We start from the raw sequence: 25,801 nt of genomic DNA on the forward strand, positions 1-25,801 counted from the left end.
CGATTTCTGCTAGGGAAAACCAAAGCCGTATACGCACGGCGCTGACAATGAGGGAGAAAGTCTCATGACCGGATGTATCGTCGGCTGGTCCCATATGCCTTTTGGCAGGCATGAGGGCGAAGATGTCGAGAGCATGATCGTCAAGGTTGCTTCGGAAGCTGTGGCTGATGCCGGTTTCGAGCCGAAAGACGTCGATGCCGTCTATCTCGGCCATTTCAATGGCGGCTTCTCGCCTCAGGACTTCACCGCGAGCCTGGTATTCCAGAGCTCCGACGATTTCCGCTTCAAGCCGGCGACCCGGGTCGAGAATGCCTGCGCGACCGGCAGTGCCGCCGTGCATCAGGGGCTGAACCTGATTGCCGCAAAGAAAGCGCGCGTCGTGCTTTGCGTCGGTGTTGAGCAGATGACCAAGCTGCCGGGCAAGCAGATCGGCGAAACGCTGCTGAAGGCGAGCTATCTGAAGGAAGAGGCCGGTATTGAAGGCGGTTTCGCCGGGGTCTTCGGTCAGATAGCCCAGGCTTATTATCAGCGCCATGGCGACCAGTCCGACGCGCTTGCCATGATCGCGGCGAAGAACCATGCCAACGGCGTGCATAATCCCTATGCCCAGATGCGCAAGGATCTTGGCTACGAGTTTTGCCGGAACGAGTCCGAGAAGAACCCGTTTGTTGCAGGTCCCCTGAAGCGCACCGACTGCTCGCTGGTCTCCGATGGAGCGGCGGCACTGGTGCTGACCGATGTCGAGACGGCGCTCGGCCGGGACAAGGCCATCGCCTTCCGGGCGGCGGCGCAGGTGAACGACTTCCTGCCGCTGTCCAAGCGCGACATCGTCAAGTTCGAAGGCTGTGGCGAGGCCTGGCGGCAGGCGCTCGGCACCGCCGGGGTCGGTCTGGACGATCTCAGCTTCGTTGAGACCCATGACTGCTTCACCATCGCCGAGCTGATCGAGTACGAAGCGATGGGCCTGACGGCACCGGGCCAGGGTGCCCGTGCTGTCAAGGAAGGCTGGACCCACAAGGACGGCAAGCTTCCGGTCAATCCGTCCGGCGGCCTGAAGGCCAAGGGGCATCCGATCGGCGCCACCGGCGTTTCCATGCACGTCCTGACCTCCATGCAATTGCGCGGCGATGCCGGCGACATGCAGATCCAGGGCGCCAAGATGGGCGGTATCTTCAACATGGGCGGGGCCGCCGTGGCGAACTACGTCTCGATCCTCGAACCGCTGCGTTAAAGGCTATCAATGACTGACGGTACCGGCGGCCCGTGCCGGCTGGCTCGCCCGGACGAGATCGAAATCGTCCGGGACATCCAGCGGGCGGCGGGCCGCATGTTTCTCGAGACACCCTATCCAGAAGCAGCCGGCGATCCGGTTGACGACGCGGAGACTTTGGCTGCGGCGCAGGATAATTGGTGGCTCTGGGTCGCGGTCGATGCTGATGACCGTCCGGTCGGTGCGGCGCACCTCAAGATATTGGGGGACGGGCTGCATCTTCGTGAACTGGACGTGCATCCGGACCATGCCGGCGCGCGCTTGGGCGCTGCAATCCTGAATGCGGTGGAGCGCTTCTTCGCCGGCAGGGGCATCCCATATATCAGCCTGACAACCTTCATCGATGTGCCGTGGAATGCGCCCTATTATGAGCGCATCGGTTTCGGCATCGTGGCACCGGACGAAATGGACGAGCCGCTTCGGCTCGCCTGGCAATCGGAAGTGGCGAATTTTCCGAGCGAAAAACGGGTGGCGATGCGAAAGCCATTCGGAGCAGGGGGGAACAGATGAGCGACACATTCAAAGCAGTGCTGCTGCGCGAGGCGGACAAAAAGGTTACGGCAGCGATCGAACAGGTGCCGATGGCGGATCTGCCAGACGGCGATGTGACGGTGCGCGTTTCCTACACCACGCTGAACTACAAGGACGGGATGGTGTTGAACGGGATCGGCCGGCTGGTGCGGACTTACCCGCATATTCCGGGTGTTGATTTCTCCGGCACCGTCGAGACTTCCGATCATCCTGACTTCAAGCCGGGCGACAAGGTCGTGCTGACCGGCTGGCGGGTTGGCGAGATGCATTGGGGTGGCTATGCCGAACTGGCGCGGGTGAAGGGCGACTGGCTGGTCAAGCTGCCGGACGGGTTCGGGCTCGACGACGCCATGGCAATCGGCACCGCCGGTTTCACCGCGATGCTTGCTGTGGACACGCTGGAACGGCATGGCCTGACGAAGGATCAGGGCGATGTGCTGGTCACCGGGGCGGCCGGTGGCGTCGGCAGCGTTGCGACCGCGATCCTTTCCAATCTCGGCTACAGCGTTGCCGGATCGACCGGACGACCGGATCAGGCGGATTACCTCCGCGACCTTGGCGTCTCCCAGGTGATCGACCGGGCCGAACTGGCGGAGGCGCCGTCACGTCCTCTGGCGGCCGAACGGTTTGCCGGATGCATCGACAATGTCGCTGGCACCACGCTTTCGAACCTGCTGACCCAGATGAAATACGGCAGTGCTGTTGCCGCGGTCGGCCTTGCCGGCGGGAACGATCTGAACACCACCGTGCTGCCCTTCCTGCTGCGTGGCGTCAGCATCCTCGGCATCGACAGCGTGATGTGCCCGAAAGAGCGCAGGCTGCAGGTCTGGCAGCGGATCGCGAAGGAGCTTCCGATGCGGAAGCTGCATCACATGATCGAGCGCCACACGATGGAAGATCTGCCGGAACTCGGCAAGGCGATCCTCAAGGGCGCCGTCCGCGGCCGGACGGTAATTGAGATCGCCGGCGGCTGAGGTCGGCGAGGAGCGTCACCACTTCCTCAGGAATCGATCGGCGTCCCACATGGCACGCGAGAAATCGTTGCTCTTGCCCGATGGTGAGGCCAATTCGGCGATGTCTCCGAAGATCGTTCTGGCACCGTTTCCACCGGAGACCCCGTCGAGGTCCGTGTCATCAAGATCTCCGTCGGCGCCGGACTCGGTATTGACGGCCCGCGCAGCGGCCAACCGAAAGGCCGCAGCATCGTCGGCCGTAACCGAATAGCCCTTCGCAGTGACAAATTGTGCGACGGTTTCGTCAGTCGCGCTGCCATCATCGTCCTGAACCAATTTGTAGAAGCTTCCGGCAAGAGCCTCGTCTTCCTGTACGGCCTTCATGAAGGCGACCATTCCCTGCATTGTTCCTGTTCCCTTTCCAATGGACTGACTGGTGTGTTGTAGGGCTTCAGGGTAATCAGGAAGGGCAGGCTGGGCCGTACCACATGTTTATTAAACGTGACCGCATGTTCTTTCATTACGGTGGCGAATGGTATGATCGAGCGACAACACGCCTTAGGGCTATGGTTTGAATGCGTGATAGGCATGCTCGACGGTCGGATCCCAGCGTGAGAGGGCCGGGCGGTCCTCTGTTATGTCGGCCGCGCCCCAGAGAATGCGGCGGCGATCTTCCTCTTCACTGACTTCATCGTCGGGGCAGACGATGTAGAACGATCCGGCCTCTATCCCCTGCAACATGCGTTCAATGACCTGTTCCGGCAGCCAGGCACCTGGCCGATGCTCGTTCTTGCCGGTTGTCGTCCAGCCCGGTATCAGCAAATGTGCCGTCACATTTTCCACACCGGTGCTGCGCAGCTCATGCGCGAGGCTTTCCGTGAATGATTTCACCGCCGCCTTGCTAAGATTGTAGACCGGGTGGCCCGGCGGGTTGGTGATGCCTTGCTTGGAGCCTGTATTGACGATCACGGCAGGGGTGCCGCGGTCCCGCATGCCCGGCAGGAAGGCGCGCGTGCCGTAGATCACACCCCATAGATTGACCTCGACGAGGTGGCGCCAATCTTCGATATCTCCGTCGAAACCGCGTCCCGTGCGGGACGCGGCATTGTTCAGCAGGATGTCCGCACCGCCGAATTTTTCCCGTACGGCCTTCTCAAGTTTCTTTATTTGGTCCGGGTCGGAGACATCGGTCGGGACGGCGATGATATTCGCAGCATCGTCCGCCTTCGCGATGACCTCCGCCGTTGCCGTCACCAGATCGTCGGACGGCAGGTCGACCAGACACACCTTAATACCCATCTCGGCAAAGTGCAGCGCGGCGGCCCGTCCGATGCCGAGGGCAGCGCCTGTGATTACCGCTACATTTCCTTCGGCGAATGCTGGATGTGTCATGAAGCCCTCCCTGTCGGCGCGACGGGGTGACTATGGCGCGGACCTGTATGCCGGGCAATGCCGGGGGATCTGTTCAAAGCAGACCCGGCCTTGCTAGAGTCCTCCTCGATCGCGCCGCAGCCGGCCGGAGAGCGGGCTGGCGCGAGGGAGGAAATACATGCTGCCAGGCAATATGATGGACCGTCCCCTGACGGTTCCGAGCATCCTTGATTTTGCCGCCGAAATTCACGGCGATGCCCAGGTGATATCGGCCCGGGTCGAGGGAGACGTGCACCGCTACAGTTATGCCGATGTGCACAGGCGCGTCTCACGGCTGGCCCATGCGCTGCGTCAGCTCGGCATCGGAGACGGTGACCGGGTGGCGACGCTGGCCTGGAACGGCTACCGGCATTTCGAGCTCTATTACGCGATCTCGGGCATCGGCGCGGTCTGCCACACGATCAACCCCCGGCTCTTCGAGGATCAGATCCTCTACATCGTTGGCCATGCCGAAGACCGGGTTCTGTTTCTGGAGACCAGCTTCCTGCCGCTGGTGGAGAAGCTGGCGGACCGGTTGCCGCCGGACCTGCGCTATGTGGTGATGTGCGCGGCTGAAGATTTACCGGAGACCAGCCTGAACGTTCTGGCATATGAGGATCTGCTCACCGGGCAGCCTGACACCATCATCTGGCCTGATCTGGATGAACGTCAGGCCTCCGGGCTCTGCTACACCTCGGGGACGACCGGTAATCCGAAGGGCGTGCTCTATTCCCATCGCTCGACCCTGATCCATACCATGGGGCTGCTGGCGGTCGGGCAGAGCATCGGCCTCAGCCCCGAGCGTTCGCTTCTGCCAGTGGTGCCGCTTTTTCACGTGAATGCCTGGGGCCTGCCCTTTGCCGCGCCGCTTGTCGGCACCGATTTCGTGCTTCCGGGGCCGCGGCTCGACGGGCCGGGGCTTTTCGCCTTCATGGATCAGGAAAAGGTGAACACGAGCTGGGGGGTGCCGACAGTCTGGTTCGGTCTGCTCGCCGAGATGCGCAAGCATGGCCGCAAGCCGGACGGGTTCGACTGCGTGCTGATCGGCGGTTCAGCCGCGCCGAAACCGATGATCGAGGAATTCGAGCGGGATTTCGGTGTCACCGTCGTGCATGGCTGGGGCATGAGCGAAATGAGCCCGGTCGGCTCCGTCGGTGTCTTCTACGCCCGGCAGCGTGCCATGCCGGAAGAAGAGCGCATGCATTTGAAGACGGCGCAGGGGCGCCGCATGTTCGGGGTCGAGTTCAAGATCGTCGACGGCGATGGCAACCGCCTGCCCCATGACGGGGTTGCTTTCGGCGAGCTGCATGTGCGCGGGGCCGCCATCATGAGTGCCTATTTCAATGACGACGAGGCGACGGATGGCGCGTTCGACGAAGAGGGCTGGCTGAAGACCGGCGATGTTGCCCGGATCGACCCTGAGGGTTTCCTGTTCCTCGTGGACCGGACCAAGGATGTCATCAAGTCTGGCGGGGAATGGATCAGCTCGATCGATCTGGAGAGCGCGGCGCTGGCGCATCCGGACGTTGCCGAATGTGCGGTGATCGCGGTGCCGCATCCGAAATGGGTAGAGCGGCCATTGCTGGTCACGGTCCTGCAGGACGGGTCGCGGCTGACTGCTGGAGAGATGCAGGAGTTTCTCGGCGGCAGGGTCGCGAAATGGTGGCTGCCCGACGATGTGGTGTTCGTCGACGAACTCCCCCACACTGCAACCGGCAAGCTGTCCAAGATGACCTTGCGCGAGCAGTTCAGGGACTACCGGCTACCCGGCGTGTGACGGCGCGTGGTCTTGGGTCGAGGTGGTAAGCCTCTACTCAGGTCTCTTGCCCACCCAGCAGAGCGCGCATCCGCTTTGCGGCACCGCTGCCCGCCTCTTCGTAAATGTTGAAGACCTCGTCGACGCCATTGTCGTGCAGCTCCTGTTCCTGGTCCGGATACAGCGCAGTGGAGACGATCGGGCCCTTGTAACCGCGCTCCCGCATCCTGTTCGCGGCTTCGATGTTGGTGCTGTGATTGGGTGTCGCGACCAGAATCATCTCGATTTCCTGGTGCGGCGTGATGAGCCGGGACCAGAATTCGGGATTGGTTGCGTCTCCGAGCACGACATTGCGGCCTTCCTTCAGGTTTCGCTCAACCTGGGCCTCGTCCAGGTCGATGCCGACGATCATACCCCGAGCATGCTCCCGCATCTCGTCATAGGCCGCGCGTCCGACGCGGCCCATGCCGAAAATCAGGAACCGGTGACCGCCCAGATCGATATCCTCGTCGCCGGGAAGCCGCCGCGGGGATTCCAATCTGGTCAGTCCCGAATGGAACCGGTTGTAGATCGAGTTCGCATAGACGTTGAAGAACGACGAGAGGATTAAAGACGCGCAGAGCGAAATGGCGACTACGGTCAACCATTCGGGTTGAAGCCAACCGGTTCCGATGGCGATCGCGACAACGATCAACCCGAATTCGGAATCGTTGCCGAGAACCAGGCCACCGAATGCCGCGCCATGGGCGCGCACCCGAAACCGCTGAAGCAAGATGACAAACAACACCGCCTTGACCGGAATGAGGATCATAAGGACAAGGGCGGTTGCCGCTGTTTCCCAAGTGGGAAGGCCCGTCAGGCCGATCGTCAGGAAGAAACCGACGAGAAACACGTCCTTGAAGGTCATCAGGTTGTTGGACAACTGCTTCGCCTTCGCGTGGTGGGATAGCAGGACGCCCACGGCAAGCGCGCCGAGGTCTCCTTTCATCCCCACCAGTTCGAAAAGCGATGCGCCGCCAAGCGCCATGCTGAAGCCGAATATGGCAAGCAATTCTCCATGCCCTGTCCGATCCATGATGGAGGCTAGGAGATGACGCGCCGGAATGAGAGCGAGAAGGGCGAATGTCCAAAGGGAGGGCAGTTTTCCTGACGAAAAAGCCAGGAACACCACAGCGGCGATATCCTGCATGATCAAGATCCCGATGGCGGCCTGACCGTAACGGGACATCAGTGATCCACGGTCTTCCAGGATCTTTACGGCGAAGACCGTGCTCGAGAACGACAGGGCGAATGCGGCGATGAGTGCGCTGCCAAAATTGACCTCGCTGAAGAGCAGAAAACCTGCCCAGCCGAGGGTTAGTATGAAGCTGAGAGCGAAGCCGACGCTGAGCGCCATGTGAATGGTCGTCGTCGCCCATATTTCCGGCCTGAAGAGTGTGTTGACCCTCAGCTTCAGGCCGATGGTGAAGAGCAGCAGCGTGACGCCCATATCGGCAACGGCGCGAAGAAACGGGCCGTCTTCGGCACCAAGCAAATGCAGGACGAAACCTGCGATCAGGAAGCCGACCATTGGCGGCAGGCTGATTTGTCGTACCGCCAAACCGGACAGAAAAGCGACAGCTATCCAAGCCGGATCACGGTAGTCGATCGAGATATCAAGGGATTCCAAATCTCTGCGCTCGCTTGCTGGGTTCTGCCAACGCTCTGGATACAACCGCGACGCTTACGCAAGCGCCGCGGTCTTAGTCATCCGAGACCTAGCCGACATGCTGGACGAACAGCTCCAGCGTCCGCTCCCGGGCGATCTCGGCGCTTGTGGCGTCGAAGCTGCCTCTGTGGTCGCAGTTGAAGCCGTGTCCGGCCGGGTACATGTTGACCGTCAACTCCGGGTGTGCGGCGCGGACCTTGTCGACATCGTCCTTCGGGATTGCATGATCCTGTTCGCCGAAATGGCAGATGACCGGGCATTTCGGCTTCTCCTCGGCAACCGAGCCGATGCCGCCGCCGTAATAACTCGCGCCGGCGGAAAAACCGTCGATCCGTGTCGTTGCCAGCCAGGCGAGGAACCCGCCCCAGCAATAGCCGACCACGCCGACCTTGCCGGCTGCCGCCACGGTCTCCCGAGCGGCCGCTATGTCCAGCAATGCCGCGTCGGTATCGGAACGTTCCTTGTAGTCCCGGCCTTTCTCGATATCGTCGGCCTCGTAACCGAGTTCGATCTTCGGCTCGATCCGATCAAAGAGTGCCGGTGCGATCGCAAGATAACCCTGCGCCGCATAATCATCCGCCACGCTCTGGATATGCGCGTTGATGCCGAAAATTTCCTGAACGACAACCACGCCGCCGCGGGGCTTGCCGCTCGGCTGTGCCAGATATGCGTCGAATTTGTGCCCGTCCGACGCCGTCAATTGCATGAACTCGCCCATCAGTCCCTCCGGTGGCTTGGCTCCGTGCGGCGGACTCTAGAGCCAGCGCCTGCAGATGGCAAAGCGGTTTCCGCGTGACGGGCACCGCATGATGCGTTAGTCAAAAGGCATGAACGCGCTTCTGAACAAGGCGGCGACCCTCGTGGTGCGCCGAGTTATTACCGACCCGGTCTGACCAACAGGCCGGGTCATCGTATACCCTTGTTCCAAAACCCGCGGGTTACGCCCGCAGCCGGGCTTAGACCCGGAAACGGTAAAGCGCCATGTCCACCATATTGCATCTGTTCTGCGGCAAGATCGCCGCCGGTAAATCCACTTTCGCCAAACGCCTGTCCCATCAGTCCGACGCTCTGCTGATCTGCGAGGATGACTGGATGAGCGAACTGTATGGGCCAGAGCTGAAGAGCTTCGATGATTATGTCCGGTATTCCGCCCGGCTGCGGTCGGTCATGGAGCCGCATCTGATCTCCCTGCTGCGCGGCGGCACAACTGTGGCGCTGGATTTCCCGGCCAATACGCGGAGCCTGCGGGCCTGGATGCGGGAGATGGCCGAAGCGGCGGAGGTTTTGCCGATCCTGCATTATCTCGATCTCTCCGAAGCGCAATGCCGCGACCGTCTCCGCAAGCGCAATGCGAGCGGAACACATGCCTTCGCGCCGAGCGATGCGGATTTCGACCTGATCTCCCGATATTTCGAGACGCCGGAGCAGGATGAGGGACTCGCTCTCATTGTGCATGGCGGGCTCTGAACGGATACCGGATCTGGCCCTGTGCCATCCTTTTGAAGCCTTCACGAACCCTTTGTGATATTGGGGAAATCCCCGGCACGCCGAGGGGCGGTCAAAATTGAATAACGAGGTTCGAAATGGGGATCGTCACTGACATCGTCCTGCCTTTGGTCCTGGCTTTCATGATGTTCACCTTGGGGCTGGGGCTCCGGATTTCCGATTTCAGCCGATTGCTGACGCAGCCACGAGACATGGTGACCGGTCTGGTCTTCCAGATGCTGCTGTTGCCGCTCGTTGGTTTTCTTCTGGTTTCCAGTTGGCCTTTGGCCCCCGAAATTGCCATGGGAGTGATGTTGATCGCGGTGGCGCCGGGCGGCGTGACATCGAATTTCCTGACCTCGCTTGCAAGAGGAGACGTCGCGCTTTCGGTGTCGCTGACCGCGGTCGCCAGTTTACTCAGCGTGGTAACCATCCCGCTGGTTCTTGGTATGGCTTATCAACAGATTGTCGGTGAGGCACTGGCCGGGGAAGTCTCGATCGGCAAAACCGCAATCAGCATCTTCCTGATCGTTACCGTGCCGGTCCTGCTCGGCATGGCGGTGCGTCACTTCGTGTCCGATTTGACGGACCGTTGCGTACCTTACGCCACCAAGCTCTCGACCCTGTTTTTCGTACTCGTACTTGCGGGCGCAATTCTGCAGGAGTGGGAAAATGTGGTGGCGTATTTTGCCGAAGCCGGACTGGTCACGCTTGCACTGAACATCGTCATGATGGTGCTCGCCTTCCTCGGCGCCCAAGCGCTTGGCAGCGGGCCGGAGCAGAGAATTTCGATCTGTATTGAATGCGGCCTTCAGAACGGCACCCTCGCCATCGCGGTGGGCGTGCTGCTCTTCGGCGGCGGCGCTTACGTCATTCCAGCGGCAACATACAGCCTGATCATGTTCGCGACCGGGCTGCTGTTTCTTGCGCTGGCCCGGCGGAAGTTGTTACCCGCCGCCAATGCCGAGTGAAAGCTATTGAGGTCAGACGTTGAAGCGGAAGTGGAAGACGTCACCGTCCTTCACCAGGTATTCCGAGCCCTCGACCCGCATCTTGCCGGCTTCCTTGGCGCCGCTCTCGCCGCCGCAGGCGACGAAATCGTCATAGGCGATGGTTTCCGCCCGGATGAAGCCGCGCTCGAAATCGGTATGAATCACGCCTGCCGCGTTCGGGGCCTTGGCGCCCCGGCCGACGGTCCATGCGCGAGCTTCCTTCGGGCCGACCGTAAAGAAGGTCAGCAGGTCGAGCAGGCTGTAGCCGGCGCGGATCACACGGGCAAGCCCGGTCTCCTCAAGGCCGAGGGTTTCCAGGAATTCGGCTTTCTCTTCCGCGGTGCCGAGCTGGGCAATCTCCGACTCGATCGCGGCTGAGATCACAACGGCGACGGCGCCCTCGGCTTTCGCCATCTCGAACACCTTGGCGGAATATTCGTTGCCCTCGGCCGAGCTTTCCTCGTCGACATTGCAGACATAGAGCACCGGCTTGGTGGTCAGCAGCTGCAGGGTCGCGACGATCTTCTGCTCTTCCGTGCTCCAGTCATCGATGGAGCGGCCCGGCTTGCCGTCGCGCAGGGCTTCCAGAAGCCTGGTCATGATGGCGACCTGGATCTTCGCATCCTTGTCGCCGGACTTGGCTTTCTTTTCCAGCGGGGAGATCCGGCGCTCCAGGCTGTCGAGGTCGCACAGCATCAGCTCGGTCTCGATGGTCTCCGCATCCCGTAGCGGGTCGACAGATCCTTCGACATGGGTGATGTCGTCGGAGGCGAAGCAGCGCAGCACATGCACGATAGCGTCGACCTCACGAATATTGGCGAGGAACTGGTTGCCCAGCCCTTCGCCCTTGCTGGCGCCGCGCACCAGACCGGCAATGTCGACGAATTCAAGCTGGGTCGGCAGGATGGCTTTCGAGCTGGCGAGTTCGGCTAGCTTGTCGAGCCGCGGGTCCGGCACGGCCACCCGGCCGGTATTCGGCTCGATGGTGCAGAACGGATAGTTCGCCGCTTCCGCTGCTGCCGTTTCGGTCAGCGCGTTGAAGAGGGTGGATTTGCCAACATTCGGCAGGCCAACGATGCCGCACTTGAAGCCCATGACTTAATTTTCCTGACTGTTATCGCTGGCGCCGTCAGCCTTGGCTGGGTCCGGCTTGTTGTTTTGTTTCGGCGGTTTTGGCGGCTTCGGGCGCTGCGGAAACACGGCCTGACTGACCCGGCTCATGAAACCGCTTTCGTCACCACGGACCAGAAGGTCCGCTTCGTCGGCGACGGCGGGCACGAGTTTCGAAAGCCAGCCGGTGCGTTCCGCCTTCGCGAAATCCTGCAGAACGTAATCTTTCACGCGATCCTTGTCACCCGGATGGCCGACGCCGAGCCGGACCCGCCAGTATTCCTTGCCGATATGGGCATCGAGGCTGCGGATACCGTTGTGGCCGCCGGAGCCGCCACCGCGCTTCACGCGCAGCTTGCCCGGGGCAAGGTCGATCTCGTCATAGAAGACGATGATGTTCTCGAGAGGGATCTTGAAGAACCGGACCGCTTCGCCGACCGCGCGGCCGGAATCGTTCATGAAGGTGGTCGGTTTCATCAGAAGGACCTTCTCACCGCCGACGGTACCGTCGGCGGTGAGGGCCTGAAAGCGTGACCGGAAAGGACCGAAACCATAGCTTGAGGCAATTTCGTCCGCGACGAGAAAGCCGATGTTATGGCGCGTCAGCTCGTATTTCGCCCCGGGATTTCCAAGGCCAACGAACAAAAACATCGCTCGGTCCCCTCCCGCCGGGCCGCCTCGCGAGGAGGCGGGCACGGCGTGGCCGATTAGTCTTCGGACTCGGTTTCGGCTTCTTCAGCCGTATCTTCGTCCTCGTCTTCGGATTCGCTGGCTTCACTCTTCATCGCGGACGGTGCGGCGATGGTTGCCACGGTGAAGTCCCGATCGGTGATCGTCGGGGTGACACCTTCCGGAAGTTCGATCGCGCTGATGTGGATGCTGTCGCCGACATTCCAGCCGGACAGATCAAGCGTCAGTGAAGACGGCATCTGGTCCGGACGGCAGCTAACTTCGACTTCATGCCGCACAATGTTCAGAACACCACCGGCCTTGAGGCCTGGGCACTCTTCTTCATTGATGAACTCAACCGGCACTTCGACTGTAATCGTCGAGCTGGCGCTGACCCGAAGGAAATCGACATGCTCCGGACGATCGGTGACCGGGTGCAGCTGGACGTCACGGGCGAGTACGCTGTGCTTCTTGCCGTCGACTTCGAGGTCGATCAGGGTCGAAAAGAAACCGGTCTGATGAAGCAGCTTCGTCAGTGCGCGTTCATTCAGGGTTACGGAAACCGGGTCTTTCTTGTCGCCGTAGATTACGGCCGGGATGAGCCCCGCGCGACGGGCGGCACGGGCGGACCCCTTACCGACCCGGTCACGCGTCTGGGCTCTCAGTGCGATCACATCAGACATTTTATTCTCCAATAAAGATGTTCCGCGTGCGGCTGACCTCCAGGGGTGCCAGCCCGCAAGGCGGAACGGATGAGCGGGGCGTTTTAGTGGCTTTCGCCGGAAAAAGCTAGCGCAAAGCGGCCCGGACCGGGATACCGGTCCGGCGCGACAGGTCTAGAAGTTGAAGAGGCTGGAAACCGAGCGCTCTTCGCTGATCCGCCGGATCGACTCCCCAAGCAGCGGCGCGACCGAAATCTGCCGGATATTCCGGGCTACCCGGACGGCTTCCGTGGTCTGGATGCTGTCGGTGGTGACCAGGGACTGCAGCGGCGAGGAGGTGATGCGGGCGACCGCGCCACCGGAGAGAACGCCGTGCGTGATATAGGCATCGACGGACACCGCGCCCGAGGCCATCAGGGCTTCGGCCGCGTTGCAGAGGGTACCGCCACTGTCGACGATATCGTCGACCAGGATGCAGCGCCGGTCTTTCACGTCACCGATGATGTTCATGACCTCGGATACACCTGCACGTTCGCGGCGCTTGTCGATGATCGCCAGATCGGCGTTCAGCGGCTTGGCCAGCGCACGGGCGCGCACGACACCGCCGACATCGGGCGAGACGATGGTGATTTCCTCATCGCCGTAGCGCTCCGTGATGTCCTTGTGGAACACGGGTGCGGCGAACAGGTTGTCTGTCGGGATATCGAAGAAACCCTGTATCTGCCCCGCATGGAGATCCATGGTCAGCACCCGGTCGGCGCCGGCGGAGGTGATCAGGTTGGCGACCAGTTTGGCGGAAATCGGCGTCCGGGAACCCGACTTTCGATCCTGACGGGCATAGCCGTAGTAGGGGATGACAGCCGTGATGCGCCGTGCCGAGCTGCGTTTCAGCGCGTCGAGCGTGACCAGCAGTTCCATCAGATTGTCATTCGCGGGATAGGAGGTCGGCTGGATGACGAAGACGTCTTCCCCGCGCACGTTCTCCTGGATCTCGACGAACACTTCCATGTCCGAGAACCGGCGGATGTCGGCTTTTGCCAATGGCATGTTGAGGTAGGCGGCAATTGTTTCCGCCAAAGGCCTGTTACTGTTACAGGCCAGGATCTTCATACGAACGTCTGACATTCGTGCCCTGTGATCTCGGTTGGGAAAGGAGCGGTGAAATCCCTATCTTGCTGTGCCTGATCTCGAGGAAACCAGCATCAGTAGAAGCGGGCGGAACATATCAGCGCGTGTTGAAAGCGCGCAAGGGTTATTGCCGCTTTGTGACAGGTTTCTCGCCTATTCTTTGGCGCTCATACGCCCGCAGCAGCGGCAACAGGCCCTGCAGGGCACCGTCAGCAATAACCGGGGAGGCGGCGACCCAATTGTCATCCATGCTGCCGGAAGGTACCGCGTTCTGCTGGTCTATCACGCCAATTTCTCTGCCGACGGGATCGATAAGGCGCCAGGATATGGCGACGATATCCGTATCCGCATTGATTGGCTTGATGTCGATCTTGCCCTTTAGCGAGAGGGTGCTTTCCGCAGTCGCGATGCTGTTCTCTATGGTTACGCCGCGGGCGCGAAGCTTGCGTAGCAGGGCTTGGCGCAGGATGGCGTTCCCGCTGCCGGCCTTGCCTTCTATCAAATCGACATAGAGTCCCGGAAGATCGGCCGCGGCCACGGTTTCCAGCTGCGGGAGCAGCCAGGCTGCGATGCCTGGCGCATTCTGGTTGGAGATATCCCGGAAATGAGCGGCGATAGGCGCCTCCCAGAATGCGGGGGGCGGGGTCGACGAGACGCGTTTCTCTCCGATGACCTTGCCGGATGGATCACTCAGCTCCCAATCAAGGACAAGTTCGGCCGGCTGGCCGACATGGAGTTGCTGATAGCCCTGACCTCTCAGGACATAACTGCGTTTGTTCCGGGCACTGACGCTCGCGATGACATTATGCTCGACCAGCGATTTCGAGATTGCCGCCGCCATCGCTTCTCCGACCCAGCCCACAGGTCCCTCAATTGGCTCGACGTAAATGCCGGCGGCTTCGGGGGCGAGAAAAAATTCGACGGCAGGCTTCTCGTGAGGCTGTCGGCTGAACGGGCGGGGTATTTCTCCGCAGCCGGTCAGGAACAGTGCCAGCAGTACCGGCAGAATGAGAAGGAACGCGGAAAAGTCCCGGCACGGGAGGCTGTCTTTCATGATCGGGGGCTTAAATCACCAGGACGCAGCTGACAAGCAGCCCGATGATTGCGGCGGCGAACAGGATCTGGAGGTGAGGCATCCGTCGACTTCTTTCCCGGGGTGTTACTTGCGGACAAGGTCGAGCGGAAGCTTCGACAAACGCTCGTTTCCATCTTCCGTGACAATGAAGGTTTCACCGAGGGTCATTGCGAGATCCTTATCGCTGTCCATCAGGATCATGTGTGCGAAGAACACCATGCCGGGGCGGATTTCAACCGGGTTGCCATGATAGAACATCGGATAATCCATCCAGATCGGCGCGAAGACTGCCCCCAGCGAATAACCGCACGCATTCATCCGGGCATGGCTGTATCCGCGCCGGTCCATAACACCGGCATGCGCGTCGAAAACCGAGCCGACGATATTGCCGGGGCGTAGTGCCTCGCGGCATGCCTGCAGTGCTTCCACGCAGGCGCTGTGCATGTCGTCATGCTCCGGCTTCGGCTTTCCGATCGGGAGCGTGCGCATCATGCAGGCATGGTAGTGCCGGTATGCCCCGGCGAACTCCAATGTCAGTTGATCCTCGGCGTCCAGCGTGCGGCGGCCGGTAAAGTAGCGGCAGAGCAGGGCGTCGGAGCCGGAGCCGATGATGAACTCGTTGCCGGCATAATCTCCGCCCCCCTTGAAGACAGCCCCCTGCATGGCGGCGAGTATGTCTCCCTCAAAGGCGCCGGGTGCGGTCAGCTCCTGTCCGGCGACGAGGGCATCGTCTGCCAGCTCGGCAGCGCGACGGACATAGGCCAGCTCTGCGGGCGATTTCACCACACGGAGTTCCGAGACCAGCTCGGAACTGTCGATCAATGTGCAGAAGTCTTCCAGCTCTGCGTTGATCGCCATGCCGTTCCGTGCATTCAGGCCATAGGCTGCGTATTCAATCCCGAACGTCTTCCCGCCGCCGCCGAATTCGCTCAGCATCGCTTTCAGCTCACGCGCCGGTGTCGCGCCGTCCCGGTCCACCCAGATCCTGATATCCTGGATCATGCTGGTATTCTGTGCTTGCCGGAGGTCTGGCGCCCGGGTCATCAGGGCCAGCCGCCCGTCCGCGCCGAGATAGAGGCACTGGAAGAAGCAGAAGCCGAACGTGTCATATCCGGTCAGATAAAACATGCTCTCCTGGCGGAACATCAGCAGGCCGTCGAGACCGCGCTCCTGCATAAGGGCAATAGTCCGCGCGCGGCGATCCGCGAGTTCCTGATCAGTGAAGTGCAGCACGCGCTACTCCGATATGACGATGGTTGAGAGCTGCCGGCCGTAATCCGGCTCGTTGCGCAGACGTGAACGTCGATAGCTGAAGAAGTTCGGCTCGTCCTTGCAGGTATCGCAATCCAGCCGGTAGATCTCACCCAGCCCGAGACGGGACAGACGCGAAGTGCAGTAGTTCGAGAGGTCGAACTGGAAGTGCCCCTCGCGCGCGCTGGCGCTGAAGAAGGCGGCGTTGTTCTTGTCCTGCTCAAGGAAGGACTGCGGAAATTCCGGGCCGACCTCGTAGGATGTCTGGCCGATGCATGGGCCGACGGCTGCCTGGATGTTGTCCGCCCGTGCACCGAGTTCGATCATCGCGTCGACCGTCGCTTCCATGACGCCGTTCAGGGCGCCGCGCCAGCCTGCGTGGCAGGCGCCGATGATGCCGTCTCCCGGGTCGGAAAACAGAACAGGCGTGCAATCCGCTGTCAGAACGCCGAGGGCGACATTCTTGAGCGTGGTTACCATGCCGTCGGCGCGTGGAGGTTCTTCCGGCCGCTCGTTGCTGTCGATGACATGGACGACTGCGGAATGGATCTGGTTGCAGGTGAAAAGGGACTCTGCATCGCAATCGAGTGCGGCCATGGTTCGTGCCCGGTTGGCGACGACAGCTTTTCGCGAGTCGCCGGAACCGAGCCCGCAATTGAGCGAGCGGTAGATCCCCTGGCTGACCCCGCCGCGCCTTGTATAGAAAGCGTGGCGGATTTTGTCCGTGTTCATCTCGTCAAGTTGGATCACCCTGAAAAGGCTCCCGTTTCACGCACCGACAGGCCCCGCGGCGGGCCGAAACCGGGAAGTGCACCCACTCCCGGTGCGGCGATTGCCACTGCCTTGAACAGCGTGCCCATTTCGGTGGGTTCAATCAAGCGCCGCGCACCGCTACGGATTGTTGCCACCTGGGCGGGGGAGGCTTTTCCGACAAGGGCCTCGACCCGGGCCTCTATGCCAAGCGCGGAGAGGAATTGTCCTTGTGTCACGGTGCCGAAGCAGGTGCACCCGCTGGATGCGGCGCTATCGAGAAGTGCATTGAAGTCGACGTGGGCGGTCAGGTCCGCGGTCCCCGGCCTGTCCAGCTCTTCCGCATACTGGTGGCTGCGCAGTGCCTGGAAGGTATCGCCGAAAGCACTTTCGCCGTGGCCGTAATCGAGGAACAGTCCGGCGCCGCCACAAATGGCAATATGCCGGGCGATCTGCTCCGCGACCGTGCGGCCGTCCTCGCAGATCTCGAATATGTCGCCCTCGCCCGGAGCCAGGGAGGAAGGTACCAGCCGAATCAATTGCACTGGTGCAGGCATATCCGACCAGCCTAGGGCGTCGCTTTCATTGTCCCAGGCGATGCATCGCTCCCGCCACATACCATCACGGTGGATCAGTTGCCGGATCGGCAGGGCATCGAAGAATTCATTGCCGAGGATCAGAGACGGATGGCTCGGGAGCGTTTCCGCTGTGTCATGCCAGCTGACCTCGATACCGGACAGCGTCTCGCGCTGGAGCGCGCGAAGCCTCGGACTGGCTTCGACGAGATGAACCTCAATGGCGTCGCGGAAACCCGGCACGATGCGGGCGGCGCGAAGGGCATCGGCCATCAATGTGCCGCGGCCGGGGCCGAATTCGACCAGCGTAATTTCGGACGGGCTGCCCGTCTGCTGCCAGACAGCGGCGCACCAGAGGCCGATCAATTCGCCGAAAACCTGGCTGATTTCCGGCGCGGTAATGAAGTCGCCCGCGATCCCGAACGGCTCGCGCGTTGTGTAATAGCCATGTTCGGGGTGCAGCAGGGCTTCCCGCATGTAGCGCGCGACGGTGAGCGGGCCGTCTGCCTCGATCAAGGCCTTCAGATGAGTGGAAAGCGGGCTTGCCGTCATGCGTTATCAGAGAGCGGCGGGCGGCGGAGGGCCCAGATCATGACTGAGCTTCCGACCAGGATCATCGGTATTGAAAGAAGTTGCCCCATTGTCGCGCCAGCGAACAGGAAGCCGAGTTGCGCATCGGGCTCCCGGAAAAACTCGACGGTGAAGCGGGCGATGCCATATCCGGCGAAGAACAGGCCGCCGATGGCACCCGGATAGCGCCTGATATCGGTGCGGGCGATCAGCAGCACGATAACAGCGAGCAGAAGCAGGCCTTCCAGCGCGGCTTCATAAAGTTGGCTCGGATGTCTCGGCATCGGGCCGCCATTCGGAAACACCATCGACCATGGCACATCGGTGGCGCGGCCAAAGAGCTCGCCGTTGATGAAGTTCGAGATGCGACCGAAGAAAAGGCCGATCGGTGCAGCCGCCGCCACGATGTCGCCAACCAGAAGCGGATTGATGCCGCGCCTCCGGGCGAACAGAAACAACCCGACGAGCGTGCCGAGCATACCGCCATGGAAAGCCATGCCGCCTTGCCAGACCATGAGAATTTGCGCCGGGTTTTCGAGGTAGTAGGGGAGGTTGTAGAACAGCACGTAGCCGAGACGCCCTCCGAGCACCACGCCAAGCGTGGCGTAGACCAGCAGGTCATCCAGCGAGGACGGGTCCATGAAGCGCGGAGCGCGGCGGCACAGATGGACGCAATAACGCCAGCCGAGCATCAGGCCGGCAATATAGGCCAGTGCGTACCAGCGGACGGCGAACGGTCCGATGGAGAAGATCACCGGATCGATATTCGGGAAAGGCAGGCCAGCCTGCTCCATCAGTGTCGCTCCCGCGCTCAGCGATAAGGATCTTCGGTATCGAGATAGTCCTGGACGTAACGCCGTACACCTTCTTCAAGCGGGGTGAACTGGCCCGGATATCCGGCGTCCCGAAGCTTTTCCATGCATGCTTCGGTGAAGTACTGGTAACGGTCCCTGATCTCCACCGGCGTATCGACGAAATCGATTCGCGGGTCCTTCTCAAGCGCGACATAAACAGCGCGGGCGAGATCGCCGAAGGAGCGGGCCTGGCCGGTGCCGAGATTGAACAGGCCGGAGACATCCGGCGTGTCGTGCAGCCAGATCATCACGTCCACACAATCGCCGACCCAGACGAAATCGCGAAGCTGTCCGCCATCCTCGTAATCCGGGTTGTGTGAGCGGAAAAGAGTGGCCGGCAGGTTGGCTGCTGCGCGCGGGTAGATCTGCGCCACCACACTCTGCTGGCTACCCTTATGGGATTCGTTGGGGCCGTAGACATTGAAGAATTTGAGGCCGGCCCACTGTTTCGGAGTCTTACGCCCCTCGGCAACCAGCCGGGCGATCCGGCGGTCAAACAGGTGCTTGCTCCAGCCATAGGGATTGAGCGGCTGCAGACCGGCGAGGCCGTCGATGCTGGCATCATCCTCAAACCCCTCGCTGCCGTCGCCATAGGTCGCAGCGGACGAGGCGTAGATCAGCCTCGCGTCATTCTCGGCGCACCATTTCCACAGATCGACGGAGGTGCGGAAGTTCTGCTTCACGATGAAATCGGCATCGCGTTCGGTGGTCGAGGAGCTGGCGCCAAGATGAAACACGGTCTCGACCATGTCCTTGTGCGAGTTGAGAAAGCTGAACAGGTCCTCGGGTGGGATGATGTCGGCCAGCTCGCGCTTTGCGATGTTGCGCCACTTCTCGCCCGTGCCGAGGACGTCGCAGACCACAATGTCCCGGGCCAGGTCTTCGCGTTCGCTGAGTGCGGCAACCAGGTTCGATCCGATAAATCCGGCCCCGCCTGTAACGACAATCATGCTCGTTCCTCCGCTGCTGCGACAAACAGACCCACGATCTGCCTGTCGCGCTTATTGGCTCTATATGAACGTTTCTCGCCCGACGCCGATTGCTTTCGCAAGCTCGAAAGTAGTAGGTCTGGGGACGGACGCTGCTTGTGCCCCGTACTTCTGCCGATTATGCGGCAGCCGTGGCCAGATAGGAGGAGCCGCCGATGCAGACGAATAACAGGTTTTTCGACGACATCGCCAAGATGGCGAATGGCGCTATGTCCGCCGCCGCCGGTGTTCGCGAAGAGATGGAACAGATGATTCGGCAGCAGTTCGAGCGTTATCTCGGCGAACATGACCTCGTGACCTATGAGGAGTTCGCGGTTGTGCGCGAGCAGGCGAACAAGGCACGCTCCGAGCAGGAAGCGCTTGCGCAACGGGTTGCAATGCTCGAAAAGGAGCTCGCAAGCCTCAAGGAGGCCAAGGCGAAGACAACGCGCCGGGCGCCAAAGCAGGCAAAAACAACGGCTTCCGCCAAATCGGCATCGACGGATACGGCAAAGAACAAATAAGCCGCTGTTTTCTAAAGAAAACTAAATGTACCAATATTTCGGACGCGACCCACGAAATATAGGTTGATCGCGGGTTTCGCATTTGAGAGGCTACTCCTCGTGGTACTTGGCGATTGGTACCACGCTAGATCTAGTCGGGCTGTTAATCGCGGTCTGACGGACCGAGCTTCCCTGTCTACGATCGTCCCGGAGCGCCGGACAGCGCACCTCTCAGAGGGGGTTTGATAGTATGTCTCTGACTTACGTCGAAACGGTTGAAGTTCCCCGTAATCCGTTAGACCTGATGGAGGAAATTGTCGGAGCCAATGATTGGGCTCACGAGCGTGCGAGCACAGATGAGCTTGCCGTCGAAATCCAAGGCCGCTGGGCTGACTACCGGCTCTTTTTCCTCTGGCAGGAGGATATGGGAGCACTTCACTTCTCGTGCATTTTTGAAAGCCGGGTTCCGGTCGAGAAACGGCGCGAGGTCCATTCCCTGCTTGCAATGATCAACGAGAAACTCTGGCTCGGACATTTCGACCTCTCCACCGAGGACGGGACACCGATGTTCCGGCAGACGTGTCTGCTGCGCGGCGCGCAATCCGCGAGCGTCGAGCAGCTTGAGGATCTGGTCGATGTTGCCCTGACCGAATGCGAGCGCTTTTTCCCCGCGTTCCAATTCGTCATCTGGGGCGGCAAGTCGGCGGAAGAGGCCATGCAGGCCTCGCTGCTGGATGTTGTCGGAGAAGCTTGAGATTCCAATGAACAAATCTCTCCTGCTGCTCGGATGCGGCAAAATGGGCGGCGCCCTTCTTCAAGGCTGGCTTGAAAAAGGCTACGCCGCTCATGGCATCTGCGTCATCGAACATTCCGAGGCCGCGACGGCTCAATTCGAAGGCATCGACGGTGTGACGATCGTCCGGGATATTGCGGACGTCCCGGACGATTTCCATCCGGGCATGATCATGCTGGCGCTCAAGCCCCAGATGATGGATGCGGCGGCTCCGCTCGCCCGCTATGCCGGCCCGGAGACTGCCTTTCTCTCCATCGCCGCCGGCAAGACCATCCAGTACTTCGAGAGTCTGCTCGGCTCCGACGCCGCGATTATCCGGTCCATGCCGAATACGCCGGCTGCGGTCGGACGCGGGATCACCGCCTATGTCGGCAACAAGGCCGCCAGCCAGGAACAGATGAACCTGGCGGGCGACCTGCTGTCCGCTGTCGGTGAAGCGCTTGAGGTCCCTGAAGAAGGCATGCTCGATGCGGTCACAGCTGTTTCGGGCAGTGGTCCCGCATATGTGTTCCTGGTGATCGAGGTTATGGCTGCCGCCGGCGAGAAGCTTGGCCTTCCGGCAGATCTCGCCATGCGGCTGGCTGCGGCCACCGTTTCCGGCGCGGGTGAGCTTGCCCGGCAATCCTCCGAGCCGGCGGCACAGCTCCGGCAGAACGTCACCAGCCCGGGCGGGACGACGGCGGAAGCCCTCAAGGTCCTGATGGCTGATGACGGTATCGGTCCGGTCTTCGAGAAAGCGCTGAAAGCGGCGGCGGACCGTTCCCGGGAACTTGCAGGCTAGCTACACGCTGCCTTCCTGTTCAATAACGAGTATTCTGGCTTCGCCGATCGGCTCGGCGACATGCGAATCTCCGTCCTCGGCGTGGAAGATGTCCCCCGGTGTCAGGCGGATGGACCGTATTTCAGTTCCATCCAGGTATTTCATGTCGACTTCGCCGTCGAGCACGACGAAAACTTCCGGGCCATCATTCACGTGCCATTTGTAGGCTTTGTCAGTCCAGTGCAGCCGTACGCTGGCATTCGCGATAACCTCGATATCCAGCGCTTGCCAGGCCTTTGAGGGGCGGAAGTCTGCGGCGTTATAGTGCTTCATTGTGGGGGCCATCATCACGGTTTCAGGATCGTTCCTTGGTCGCAGGAAACGACAGGGCTGGCAATTTGCGGGCTGACGTATCTGCCTTGCAAAAGGGCGTGAATTTTGGAGGGCGTCATGCGAAAAGACGGAAAGCTGGATCCAACGAACCGGCGTTTACTGGCTCTGCTGAAGGAGCATGGCCGTACCAGCGCGTCTGACCTAGGCCGTAAACTCGGCCTGTCGAGAACGGCGGTGCAGGATCGTATACGGCGCCTGGAAAAGGCGGGCGTCATCCTCGGCTATACGGCAGTTATCTCGGTGGCGGACGATTTGCCAACTATCGCCGCTCTTGTTTCCATCACAATTTCGGAGCGGCCTTGTGCACCTGTCCTTGTGCATCTTCAGGCTTTACCGGGAGTCGAGAGACTGTTTTCCGTGGCGGGGCCGACGGATGCGGTGGTCCTTGTGAGGGTTGCCGATACACAGGCCTTGTCTGCTCTGGTCGACCGGATCTCGGCAATTGAGCATGTCTCGACCGCGACGGCAGTGGTGGTGCTGGACGAGTATCAGGGGTGACCGAGGTACGCGGTTGTTTTGATACCCGACCGGGACATATGTGAAAGGGACGTCAACAGGAGCGAGCTATGGAACCGGTGAATAGCGACAAGATCCTTGATACGGTTCTCCAGGTCGCGGGCGAACAGGGTTGGCGTGACCTGACCGTTGAGATGGTGGCCGATAGGGCCGGGTTCTCCGCGCCAGAAGTCATCAGTCTTTATCCAGGCAAACGCGCGATATTGAATGCCCTGGCGGACCGGTTCGAACGGCTCGCCGACGCGACGGTTGATGAAGACGCATGCGATCCATCCCTGCCGGTTCCGGAGCGGCTTTTTGACGCAATCATGACCCGGTTCGAGCTGTTGCAGGAGCGTCGGGACGGTTATGTGGCGATCCTTGCCGCGGCGCGATTGGACCCCTGTATGACGCTTGCTGGTTTGACCCGCCTTTCTCCGGCGATGGGCATGGTCCTTCGGCAGACCGGCCTCGGAGATCGCGGGCCGCTCGGTTGTCTGCGTCGTAAGGTTCTGGGCGCACTCTGTATTTCAGTTATGCAGGTGTGGCTCAAGGATGAGAGCGAGGATCTTGGCCCGACCATGGCCGCGCTCGACAAGCGGCTGAGACAGCTTGACGAGATTGTTGCGTCCACGCCTATCGGGCGAAAAAGGCGCAGCTGAAAAAGGGATTTTTCGGGCGGGTGAGGATTTTGTTGCGGTGCAACATATTTCTTGACATTTACCTTGGATACACCGATATCAAGGCGGATGATGCAGTGCAATATGACGCTGCGACGCGAAAAATAACCACCGTATCCCGGTCATGATGACACGCGTAATACGGGGTCAAAAATGTGGAGACGTTCAATGGCCAAGCAGGAAAACCCTTTTCTCAATCTTGATTTCCAGAAGATGATGATGGACTTCAAGATGCCCGGCATCGATGCAGACGCGCTGATGAACGCGCAGCAGAAGAATATCGAAGCCATCACCAACGCCAACCAGCTGGCTGTGGAAGGTCTTCAGGCCATTGGCAAGCGTCAGGCCGAACTCTTCCAGCAGGCTGTCGAGGAATCCCAGAAGACCCTCGGCGATCTGATGACGCAGGGTGCACCGGAAGACCGGATCGCGAAGCAGACCGAGACCGTGAAGACCACGATCGAGCGCACTGTTACGAACCTTCGTGAAATCTCCGAGATGCTCGCGAAATCGAACCAGGAAGCCTTCGAAGTGATCAACAAGCGGATCAACGAAAGCCTCGAAGAAGTCCAGTCCCTGACCGGCAAGAAATAAGCTTTCCCCGAGAGAGTGCGAAGAGCCGTTGGAGCCTCTGGTTCCAGCGGCTTTTTGTTTTTGCGCGCGGGAAACTTCTTCACGACAAATGGAAGAGCGCATAAGGTCCGCTCCCGGATAAGGGAGCCGCTCATGACCATCGAATTCTCCGACTTTCAGAAAGTCGAGATCCGCGTCGGCACAGTGACCGATGCGGAGCCATATCCCGAAGCGCGCAAGCCGGCAATCAAGCTTTGGATCGATTTCGGACCGGAAACCGGTGTCCGTAAAACCTCCGCCCAGATCACCAAGCACTACACGCCGGAAGATATGAAGGGCAAACAGGTGGTTGCTGTCGTCAATTTTCCGCCGAAACAGATCGGCAAGTTTATGAGCGAGTGCCTGGTTGTCGGCTTCCCGGATGAGGATGGAGAAGTTGTGCTGATCAGCCCGACACTCGATGTCCCGAACGGGGGACGGCTTTACTAAACCGGCATTCTGATCCGGACACGCAGGCCGCCGAGAGGCGAGTCTTCCAGGCCTATTTCGCCGCCGTGGCTGTGCACGATATCGCGGGCGATGGTCAGCCCGAGGCCTGTTCCGCCCGTTTCCGGGTTGCGGGACGGGTCGCCACGATAGAAGGGTTTGAAGACACGGCCGCGTTCAGCCTCAGGGATACCCGGTCCGTTGTCATCGACAAAAATCTCATACGCGTCCTCGGATCCGTCGAGCGTGATGCGTACCGTTTTCGCGTGCCGTCTTGCATTTGACACCAGATTGGTCAGCGCTCGTTTCATCGATTGCGGTTTCATTTCCAACGGCGGCACAGGCTGGCCGATAATCTCAAGCTCGAGTGGAATGCCGCCGCGCCGCTCACCGATGGCGAAATCGGTAACCAGAGCCTTGATATCCGTCGTGACGGCGGCCTCTGTTCCCTCGCCGCGGGCAAAGGCGAGATAGCCTTCGACCATCCGCTCCATGTCCTGCACGTCGGCCTGGAGTTCCTGCACGGCCTTGTCCTCGCCCAGCATGGCGAGTTGCAGCTTCATCCGGGTGAGTGGCGTGCGCAGATCGTGCGAGACGCCGCTCAGCATGTCTGTGCGTTGTTTGATCTGGCGCCGGATCCGGGCCCGCATCTGCTGAAAGGCTTCCGCGGCCTGACGGACTTCATGGGCGCCTTCCGGCTTGAAGTTGGCAACCTCGCGGCCAAGTCCGAAGGCGCGGGCAGCTATAGCGAGTCTTCGGATCGGCCGGATCTGGTTGCGCATGAAAATCAGCGCAATAGCGAACAGGATCAGCGCACTGCCCAGCATCCACATGACGAAGATATAGGTGGTGGAGGTATAGAGGCGCTTCTCGTGTGCGAGCACTTCGAGCACGCCGTCCGAAAGCTGCACCGTGATGGCGATTTGCCGGTCGCCCGCTTCGGTATCGATCATGTAGGGGCGGCGTACCTGCTCCGTCATCGAACGCCGCATCTGCTGCAAGGTGGGGTCGAAAAGGGTTACAGTCCCGCGGTTTTCCAGGATGCCGCCGGACCGGTAGGTGATAACCAGTCCGAGGTGGTTACGGGAAAGCCGGTCTATCCGGGCCAGCGCGGCCGGACTTGAATCCGTCTCGACTTCCGTGACGATCAGGGCGATGTCTCCGGCAAGCGAGGTCGCAAGCCGGCGCACCATCGTGTCCCAGTGCCGGTCATAGAAAACATAGGTCGAGATCACCTGCATCAGGATCAGCGGGGTCAGGAAAATCACCAAAGCCCGTCCGAACAGGGTCTTTGGCATGCGGCGCTTCAGCCAGGACCGGCGCTTGGTCCGGGGTGGGGAGTCGGCAAGAGTTGCCATTGATCGGATGCCGTTCTTTCTGCTGGCGCTCACGCCCGGTAAA

The 25,801-nt window shown here is 60.7% G+C and carries 29 protein-coding genes; 13 read left to right on the forward strand and 16 right to left on the reverse strand.

The features are described from left to right. Positions 1 to 64 precede the first annotated feature (64 nt). Genes K328_RS0117990 through K328_RS0118000 form a run of 3 tightly spaced genes read left to right on the forward strand, consistent with a single transcriptional unit; the run spans position 65 to position 2,775 of the window. Entirely contained in the window at positions 65 to 1,231 is a 1,167-nt protein-coding gene (locus K328_RS0117990) for an acetyl-CoA acetyltransferase (protein WP_028467155.1), read from the forward strand. A 9-nt stretch (positions 1,232 to 1,240) separates the two neighbouring features. Then, positions 1,241 to 1,780, forward strand: a complete 540-nt coding sequence (locus tag K328_RS24755) for a GNAT family N-acetyltransferase (RefSeq protein ID WP_051285089.1) — start codon at positions 1,241 to 1,243, stop codon at positions 1,778 to 1,780. Then, entirely contained in the window at positions 1,777 to 2,775 is a 999-nt protein-coding gene (locus tag K328_RS0118000) for an MDR family oxidoreductase (protein WP_028467156.1), read from the forward strand. Before K328_RS24755 ends, K328_RS0118000 begins: the two co-directional genes overlap by 4 nt. 15 nt (positions 2,776 to 2,790) lie before the next feature. On the opposite strand, the gene K328_RS0118005 is transcribed toward K328_RS0118000, so the two are convergent. Both K328_RS0118005 and K328_RS0118010 read right to left on the reverse strand, forming a co-directional pair. Continuing rightward, positions 2,791 to 3,159 (reverse strand): hypothetical protein, encoded by a 369-nt coding sequence (locus K328_RS0118005; RefSeq protein WP_028467157.1) that lies wholly within the window; start codon positions 3,157 to 3,159, stop codon positions 2,791 to 2,793. 159 nt (positions 3,160 to 3,318) lie between these two features. Beyond that, positions 3,319 to 4,146, reverse strand: coding sequence for an SDR family NAD(P)-dependent oxidoreductase (locus K328_RS0118010; protein WP_028467158.1), 828 nt, complete (start codon positions 4,144 to 4,146; stop codon positions 3,319 to 3,321). A 157-nt stretch (positions 4,147 to 4,303) separates the two neighbouring features. Here K328_RS0118010 and K328_RS0118015 point away from each other — a divergent pair, with 157 nt between their 5' ends. Next, a complete protein-coding gene (locus K328_RS0118015; RefSeq protein ID WP_084608391.1) occupies positions 4,304 to 5,941 on the forward strand; it encodes a long-chain-fatty-acid--CoA ligase in 1,638 nt (545 codons plus the stop codon). A gap of 37 nt (positions 5,942 to 5,978) precedes the next feature. Here K328_RS0118015 and K328_RS24760 read toward each other — a convergent pair whose 3' ends face one another. Both K328_RS24760 and K328_RS0118025 read right to left on the reverse strand, forming a co-directional pair. Beyond that, complete coding sequence (locus tag K328_RS24760; RefSeq protein WP_051285091.1) at positions 5,979 to 7,589, reverse strand: cation:proton antiporter family protein; 1,611 nt, start codon at positions 7,587 to 7,589, stop codon at positions 5,979 to 5,981. Positions 7,590 to 7,677: 88 nt separating this feature from the next. Then, positions 7,678 to 8,346, reverse strand: a complete 669-nt coding sequence (locus K328_RS0118025) for a dienelactone hydrolase family protein (protein ID WP_028467160.1) — start codon at positions 8,344 to 8,346, stop codon at positions 7,678 to 7,680. Between the two features lie 263 nt (positions 8,347 to 8,609). Here K328_RS0118025 and K328_RS0118030 point away from each other — a divergent pair, with 263 nt between their 5' ends. Next, positions 8,610 to 9,095, forward strand: a complete 486-nt coding sequence (locus K328_RS0118030) for a P-loop nucleotide/nucleoside kinase family protein (protein ID WP_028467161.1) — start codon at positions 8,610 to 8,612, stop codon at positions 9,093 to 9,095. Positions 9,096 to 9,211: 116 nt separating this feature from the next. Continuing rightward, the gene (locus K328_RS0118035) at positions 9,212 to 10,084 is read left to right on the forward strand and encodes a bile acid:sodium symporter family protein (protein ID WP_028467162.1); all 873 of its coding nucleotides are present in this window, start codon (positions 9,212 to 9,214) and stop codon (positions 10,082 to 10,084) included. 12 nt (positions 10,085 to 10,096) lie between these two features. Here the strand turns inward: K328_RS0118035 and ychF are convergent, their stop codons facing one another. From ychF to rfaD, 10 genes are all read right to left on the reverse strand, one after another. Further along, entirely contained in the window at positions 10,097 to 11,200 is a 1,104-nt protein-coding gene (ychF, locus tag K328_RS0118040; protein WP_028467163.1) for a redox-regulated ATPase YchF, read from the reverse strand. A gap of 3 nt (positions 11,201 to 11,203) precedes the next feature. Continuing rightward, positions 11,204 to 11,866, reverse strand: coding sequence for an aminoacyl-tRNA hydrolase (gene pth / locus K328_RS24765; protein WP_036554879.1), 663 nt, complete (start codon positions 11,864 to 11,866; stop codon positions 11,204 to 11,206). Positions 11,867 to 11,922: 56 nt separating this feature from the next. Continuing rightward, the gene (locus K328_RS0118050) at positions 11,923 to 12,567 is read right to left on the reverse strand and encodes a 50S ribosomal protein L25/general stress protein Ctc (protein WP_028467164.1); all 645 of its coding nucleotides are present in this window, start codon (positions 12,565 to 12,567) and stop codon (positions 11,923 to 11,925) included. Between the two features lie 153 nt (positions 12,568 to 12,720). Continuing rightward, positions 12,721 to 13,656: a ribose-phosphate pyrophosphokinase gene (locus K328_RS0118055; RefSeq protein ID WP_028467165.1), complete on the reverse strand. Its 936-nt coding sequence runs from the start codon at positions 13,654 to 13,656 to the stop codon at positions 12,721 to 12,723. Between the two features lie 142 nt (positions 13,657 to 13,798). Beyond that, positions 13,799 to 14,728, reverse strand: a complete 930-nt coding sequence (locus tag K328_RS0118060) for a hypothetical protein (protein ID WP_028467166.1) — start codon at positions 14,726 to 14,728, stop codon at positions 13,799 to 13,801. Between the two features lie 105 nt (positions 14,729 to 14,833). Next, a complete protein-coding gene (locus tag K328_RS0118065) occupies positions 14,834 to 15,982 on the reverse strand; it encodes a M24 family metallopeptidase (RefSeq protein WP_028467167.1) in 1,149 nt (382 codons plus the stop codon). 3 nt (positions 15,983 to 15,985) lie between these two features. Further along, the gene (gene pgeF / locus K328_RS0118070; protein ID WP_028467168.1) at positions 15,986 to 16,750 is read right to left on the reverse strand and encodes a peptidoglycan editing factor PgeF; all 765 of its coding nucleotides are present in this window, start codon (positions 16,748 to 16,750) and stop codon (positions 15,986 to 15,988) included. Next, the gene (locus K328_RS0118075) at positions 16,747 to 17,877 is read right to left on the reverse strand and encodes a class I SAM-dependent methyltransferase (protein ID WP_028467169.1); all 1,131 of its coding nucleotides are present in this window, start codon (positions 17,875 to 17,877) and stop codon (positions 16,747 to 16,749) included. Before K328_RS0118075 ends, pgeF begins: the two co-directional genes overlap by 4 nt. Further along, positions 17,874 to 18,689 carry a prolipoprotein diacylglyceryl transferase gene (lgt, locus tag K328_RS0118080; RefSeq protein ID WP_028467170.1) on the reverse strand — a complete coding sequence of 272 codons (816 nt, stop codon included), beginning with the start codon at positions 18,687 to 18,689 and terminating at the stop codon, positions 17,874 to 17,876. The genes K328_RS0118075 and lgt overlap by 4 nt, the downstream gene beginning before the upstream one ends. A gap of 17 nt (positions 18,690 to 18,706) precedes the next feature. Continuing rightward, the gene (gene rfaD / locus K328_RS0118085; RefSeq protein ID WP_028467171.1) at positions 18,707 to 19,699 is read right to left on the reverse strand and encodes an ADP-glyceromanno-heptose 6-epimerase; all 993 of its coding nucleotides are present in this window, start codon (positions 19,697 to 19,699) and stop codon (positions 18,707 to 18,709) included. A 194-nt stretch (positions 19,700 to 19,893) separates the two neighbouring features. On the opposite strand from rfaD, the gene K328_RS24770 reads away from it, so the two are divergent. From K328_RS24770 to proC, 3 genes are all read left to right on the forward strand, one after another. Continuing rightward, entirely contained in the window at positions 19,894 to 20,241 is a 348-nt protein-coding gene (locus K328_RS24770; RefSeq protein WP_051285093.1) for an accessory factor UbiK family protein, read from the forward strand. A gap of 229 nt (positions 20,242 to 20,470) precedes the next feature. Continuing rightward, positions 20,471 to 20,974 carry a type III secretion system chaperone family protein gene (locus tag K328_RS0118095; RefSeq protein WP_028467172.1) on the forward strand — a complete coding sequence of 168 codons (504 nt, stop codon included), beginning with the start codon at positions 20,471 to 20,473 and terminating at the stop codon, positions 20,972 to 20,974. Positions 20,975 to 20,981: 7 nt separating this feature from the next. Next, on the forward strand, positions 20,982 to 21,794 hold the full coding sequence (proC, locus tag K328_RS0118100) for a pyrroline-5-carboxylate reductase (protein WP_028467173.1): 813 nt from the start codon (positions 20,982 to 20,984) through the stop codon (positions 21,792 to 21,794). Here the strand turns inward: proC and K328_RS0118105 are convergent, their stop codons facing one another. Beyond that, positions 21,795 to 22,121: a cupin domain-containing protein gene (locus K328_RS0118105; RefSeq protein WP_245577589.1), complete on the reverse strand. Its 327-nt coding sequence runs from the start codon at positions 22,119 to 22,121 to the stop codon at positions 21,795 to 21,797. It abuts the gene before it with no gap. A 102-nt stretch (positions 22,122 to 22,223) separates the two neighbouring features. Here K328_RS0118105 and K328_RS0118110 point away from each other — a divergent pair, with 102 nt between their 5' ends. From K328_RS0118110 to K328_RS0118125, 4 genes are all read left to right on the forward strand, one after another. Beyond that, positions 22,224 to 22,664, forward strand: coding sequence for an Lrp/AsnC family transcriptional regulator (locus K328_RS0118110; RefSeq protein ID WP_036554884.1), 441 nt, complete (start codon positions 22,224 to 22,226; stop codon positions 22,662 to 22,664). Between the two features lie 68 nt (positions 22,665 to 22,732). Then, positions 22,733 to 23,323: a TetR/AcrR family transcriptional regulator gene (locus K328_RS26030; protein ID WP_051285095.1), complete on the forward strand. Its 591-nt coding sequence runs from the start codon at positions 22,733 to 22,735 to the stop codon at positions 23,321 to 23,323. A gap of 186 nt (positions 23,324 to 23,509) precedes the next feature. Next, positions 23,510 to 23,935, forward strand: coding sequence for a phasin family protein (locus tag K328_RS0118120; protein ID WP_028467176.1), 426 nt, complete (start codon positions 23,510 to 23,512; stop codon positions 23,933 to 23,935). Between the two features lie 132 nt (positions 23,936 to 24,067). Further along, positions 24,068 to 24,403, forward strand: a complete 336-nt coding sequence (locus tag K328_RS0118125; protein WP_036554886.1) for a tRNA-binding protein — start codon at positions 24,068 to 24,070, stop codon at positions 24,401 to 24,403. Here the strand turns inward: K328_RS0118125 and K328_RS0118130 are convergent. Then, complete coding sequence (locus K328_RS0118130) at positions 24,400 to 25,758, reverse strand: ATP-binding protein (RefSeq protein ID WP_051285097.1); 1,359 nt, start codon at positions 25,756 to 25,758, stop codon at positions 24,400 to 24,402. The genes K328_RS0118125 and K328_RS0118130 overlap by 4 nt on opposite strands. Positions 25,759 to 25,801: the final 43 nt, after the last annotated feature.

It is taken from the genome of Nisaea denitrificans DSM 18348, from assembly GCF_000426505.1.
GTDB classification, from domain to species: domain Bacteria; phylum Pseudomonadota; class Alphaproteobacteria; order Thalassobaculales; family Thalassobaculaceae; genus Nisaea; species Nisaea denitrificans.

What these genes read in the sequence shown, in the direction of transcription:
- K328_RS0118055 (WP_028467165.1), bottom strand. Translation starts at nt 13,656, where the DNA reads ATGAAGATCCTGGCCTGTAACAGTAACAGGCCTTTGGCGGAAACAATT.
- K328_RS0117990 (WP_028467155.1), top strand. Translation starts at nt 65, where the DNA reads ATGACCGGATGTATCGTCGGCTGGTCCCATATGCCTTTTGGCAGGCAT.
- proC (WP_028467173.1), top strand. Translation starts at nt 20,982, where the DNA reads ATGAACAAATCTCTCCTGCTGCTCGGATGCGGCAAAATGGGCGGCGCC.
- ychF (WP_028467163.1), bottom strand. Translation starts at nt 11,200, where the DNA reads ATGGGCTTCAAGTGCGGCATCGTTGGCCTGCCGAATGTTGGCAAATCC.
- K328_RS0118105 (WP_245577589.1), bottom strand. Translation starts at nt 22,121, where the DNA reads ATGATGGCCCCCACAATGAAGCACTATAACGCCGCAGACTTCCGCCCC.
- pth (WP_036554879.1), bottom strand. Translation starts at nt 11,866, where the DNA reads ATGTTTTTGTTCGTTGGCCTTGGAAATCCCGGGGCGAAATACGAGCTG.
- K328_RS0118015 (WP_084608391.1), top strand. Translation starts at nt 4,304, where the DNA reads ATGCTGCCAGGCAATATGATGGACCGTCCCCTGACGGTTCCGAGCATC.
- K328_RS0118035 (WP_028467162.1), top strand. Translation starts at nt 9,212, where the DNA reads ATGGGGATCGTCACTGACATCGTCCTGCCTTTGGTCCTGGCTTTCATG.
- lgt (WP_028467170.1), bottom strand. Translation starts at nt 18,689, where the DNA reads ATGGAGCAGGCTGGCCTGCCTTTCCCGAATATCGATCCGGTGATCTTC.
- K328_RS0118000 (WP_028467156.1), top strand. Translation starts at nt 1,777, where the DNA reads ATGAGCGACACATTCAAAGCAGTGCTGCTGCGCGAGGCGGACAAAAAG.
- K328_RS0118030 (WP_028467161.1), top strand. Translation starts at nt 8,610, where the DNA reads ATGTCCACCATATTGCATCTGTTCTGCGGCAAGATCGCCGCCGGTAAA.
- K328_RS0118075 (WP_028467169.1), bottom strand. Translation starts at nt 17,877, where the DNA reads ATGACGGCAAGCCCGCTTTCCACTCATCTGAAGGCCTTGATCGAGGCA.
- K328_RS0118025 (WP_028467160.1), bottom strand. Translation starts at nt 8,346, where the DNA reads ATGGGCGAGTTCATGCAATTGACGGCGTCGGACGGGCACAAATTCGAC.
- K328_RS0118050 (WP_028467164.1), bottom strand. Translation starts at nt 12,567, where the DNA reads ATGTCTGATGTGATCGCACTGAGAGCCCAGACGCGTGACCGGGTCGGT.
- K328_RS0118120 (WP_028467176.1), top strand. Translation starts at nt 23,510, where the DNA reads ATGGCCAAGCAGGAAAACCCTTTTCTCAATCTTGATTTCCAGAAGATG.
- K328_RS0118125 (WP_036554886.1), top strand. Translation starts at nt 24,068, where the DNA reads ATGACCATCGAATTCTCCGACTTTCAGAAAGTCGAGATCCGCGTCGGC.
- K328_RS0118010 (WP_028467158.1), bottom strand. Translation starts at nt 4,146, where the DNA reads ATGACACATCCAGCATTCGCCGAAGGAAATGTAGCGGTAATCACAGGC.
- K328_RS0118060 (WP_028467166.1), bottom strand. Translation starts at nt 14,728, where the DNA reads ATGAAAGACAGCCTCCCGTGCCGGGACTTTTCCGCGTTCCTTCTCATT.
- K328_RS0118110 (WP_036554884.1), top strand. Translation starts at nt 22,224, where the DNA reads ATGCGAAAAGACGGAAAGCTGGATCCAACGAACCGGCGTTTACTGGCT.
- K328_RS24755 (WP_051285089.1), top strand. Translation starts at nt 1,241, where the DNA reads ATGACTGACGGTACCGGCGGCCCGTGCCGGCTGGCTCGCCCGGACGAG.
- rfaD (WP_028467171.1), bottom strand. Translation starts at nt 19,699, where the DNA reads ATGATTGTCGTTACAGGCGGGGCCGGATTTATCGGATCGAACCTGGTT.
- K328_RS24770 (WP_051285093.1), top strand. Translation starts at nt 19,894, where the DNA reads ATGCAGACGAATAACAGGTTTTTCGACGACATCGCCAAGATGGCGAAT.
- K328_RS0118130 (WP_051285097.1), bottom strand. Translation starts at nt 25,758, where the DNA reads ATGGCAACTCTTGCCGACTCCCCACCCCGGACCAAGCGCCGGTCCTGG.
- K328_RS0118005 (WP_028467157.1), bottom strand. Translation starts at nt 3,159, where the DNA reads ATGCAGGGAATGGTCGCCTTCATGAAGGCCGTACAGGAAGACGAGGCT.
- K328_RS0118095 (WP_028467172.1), top strand. Translation starts at nt 20,471, where the DNA reads ATGTCTCTGACTTACGTCGAAACGGTTGAAGTTCCCCGTAATCCGTTA.
- K328_RS26030 (WP_051285095.1), top strand. Translation starts at nt 22,733, where the DNA reads ATGGAACCGGTGAATAGCGACAAGATCCTTGATACGGTTCTCCAGGTC.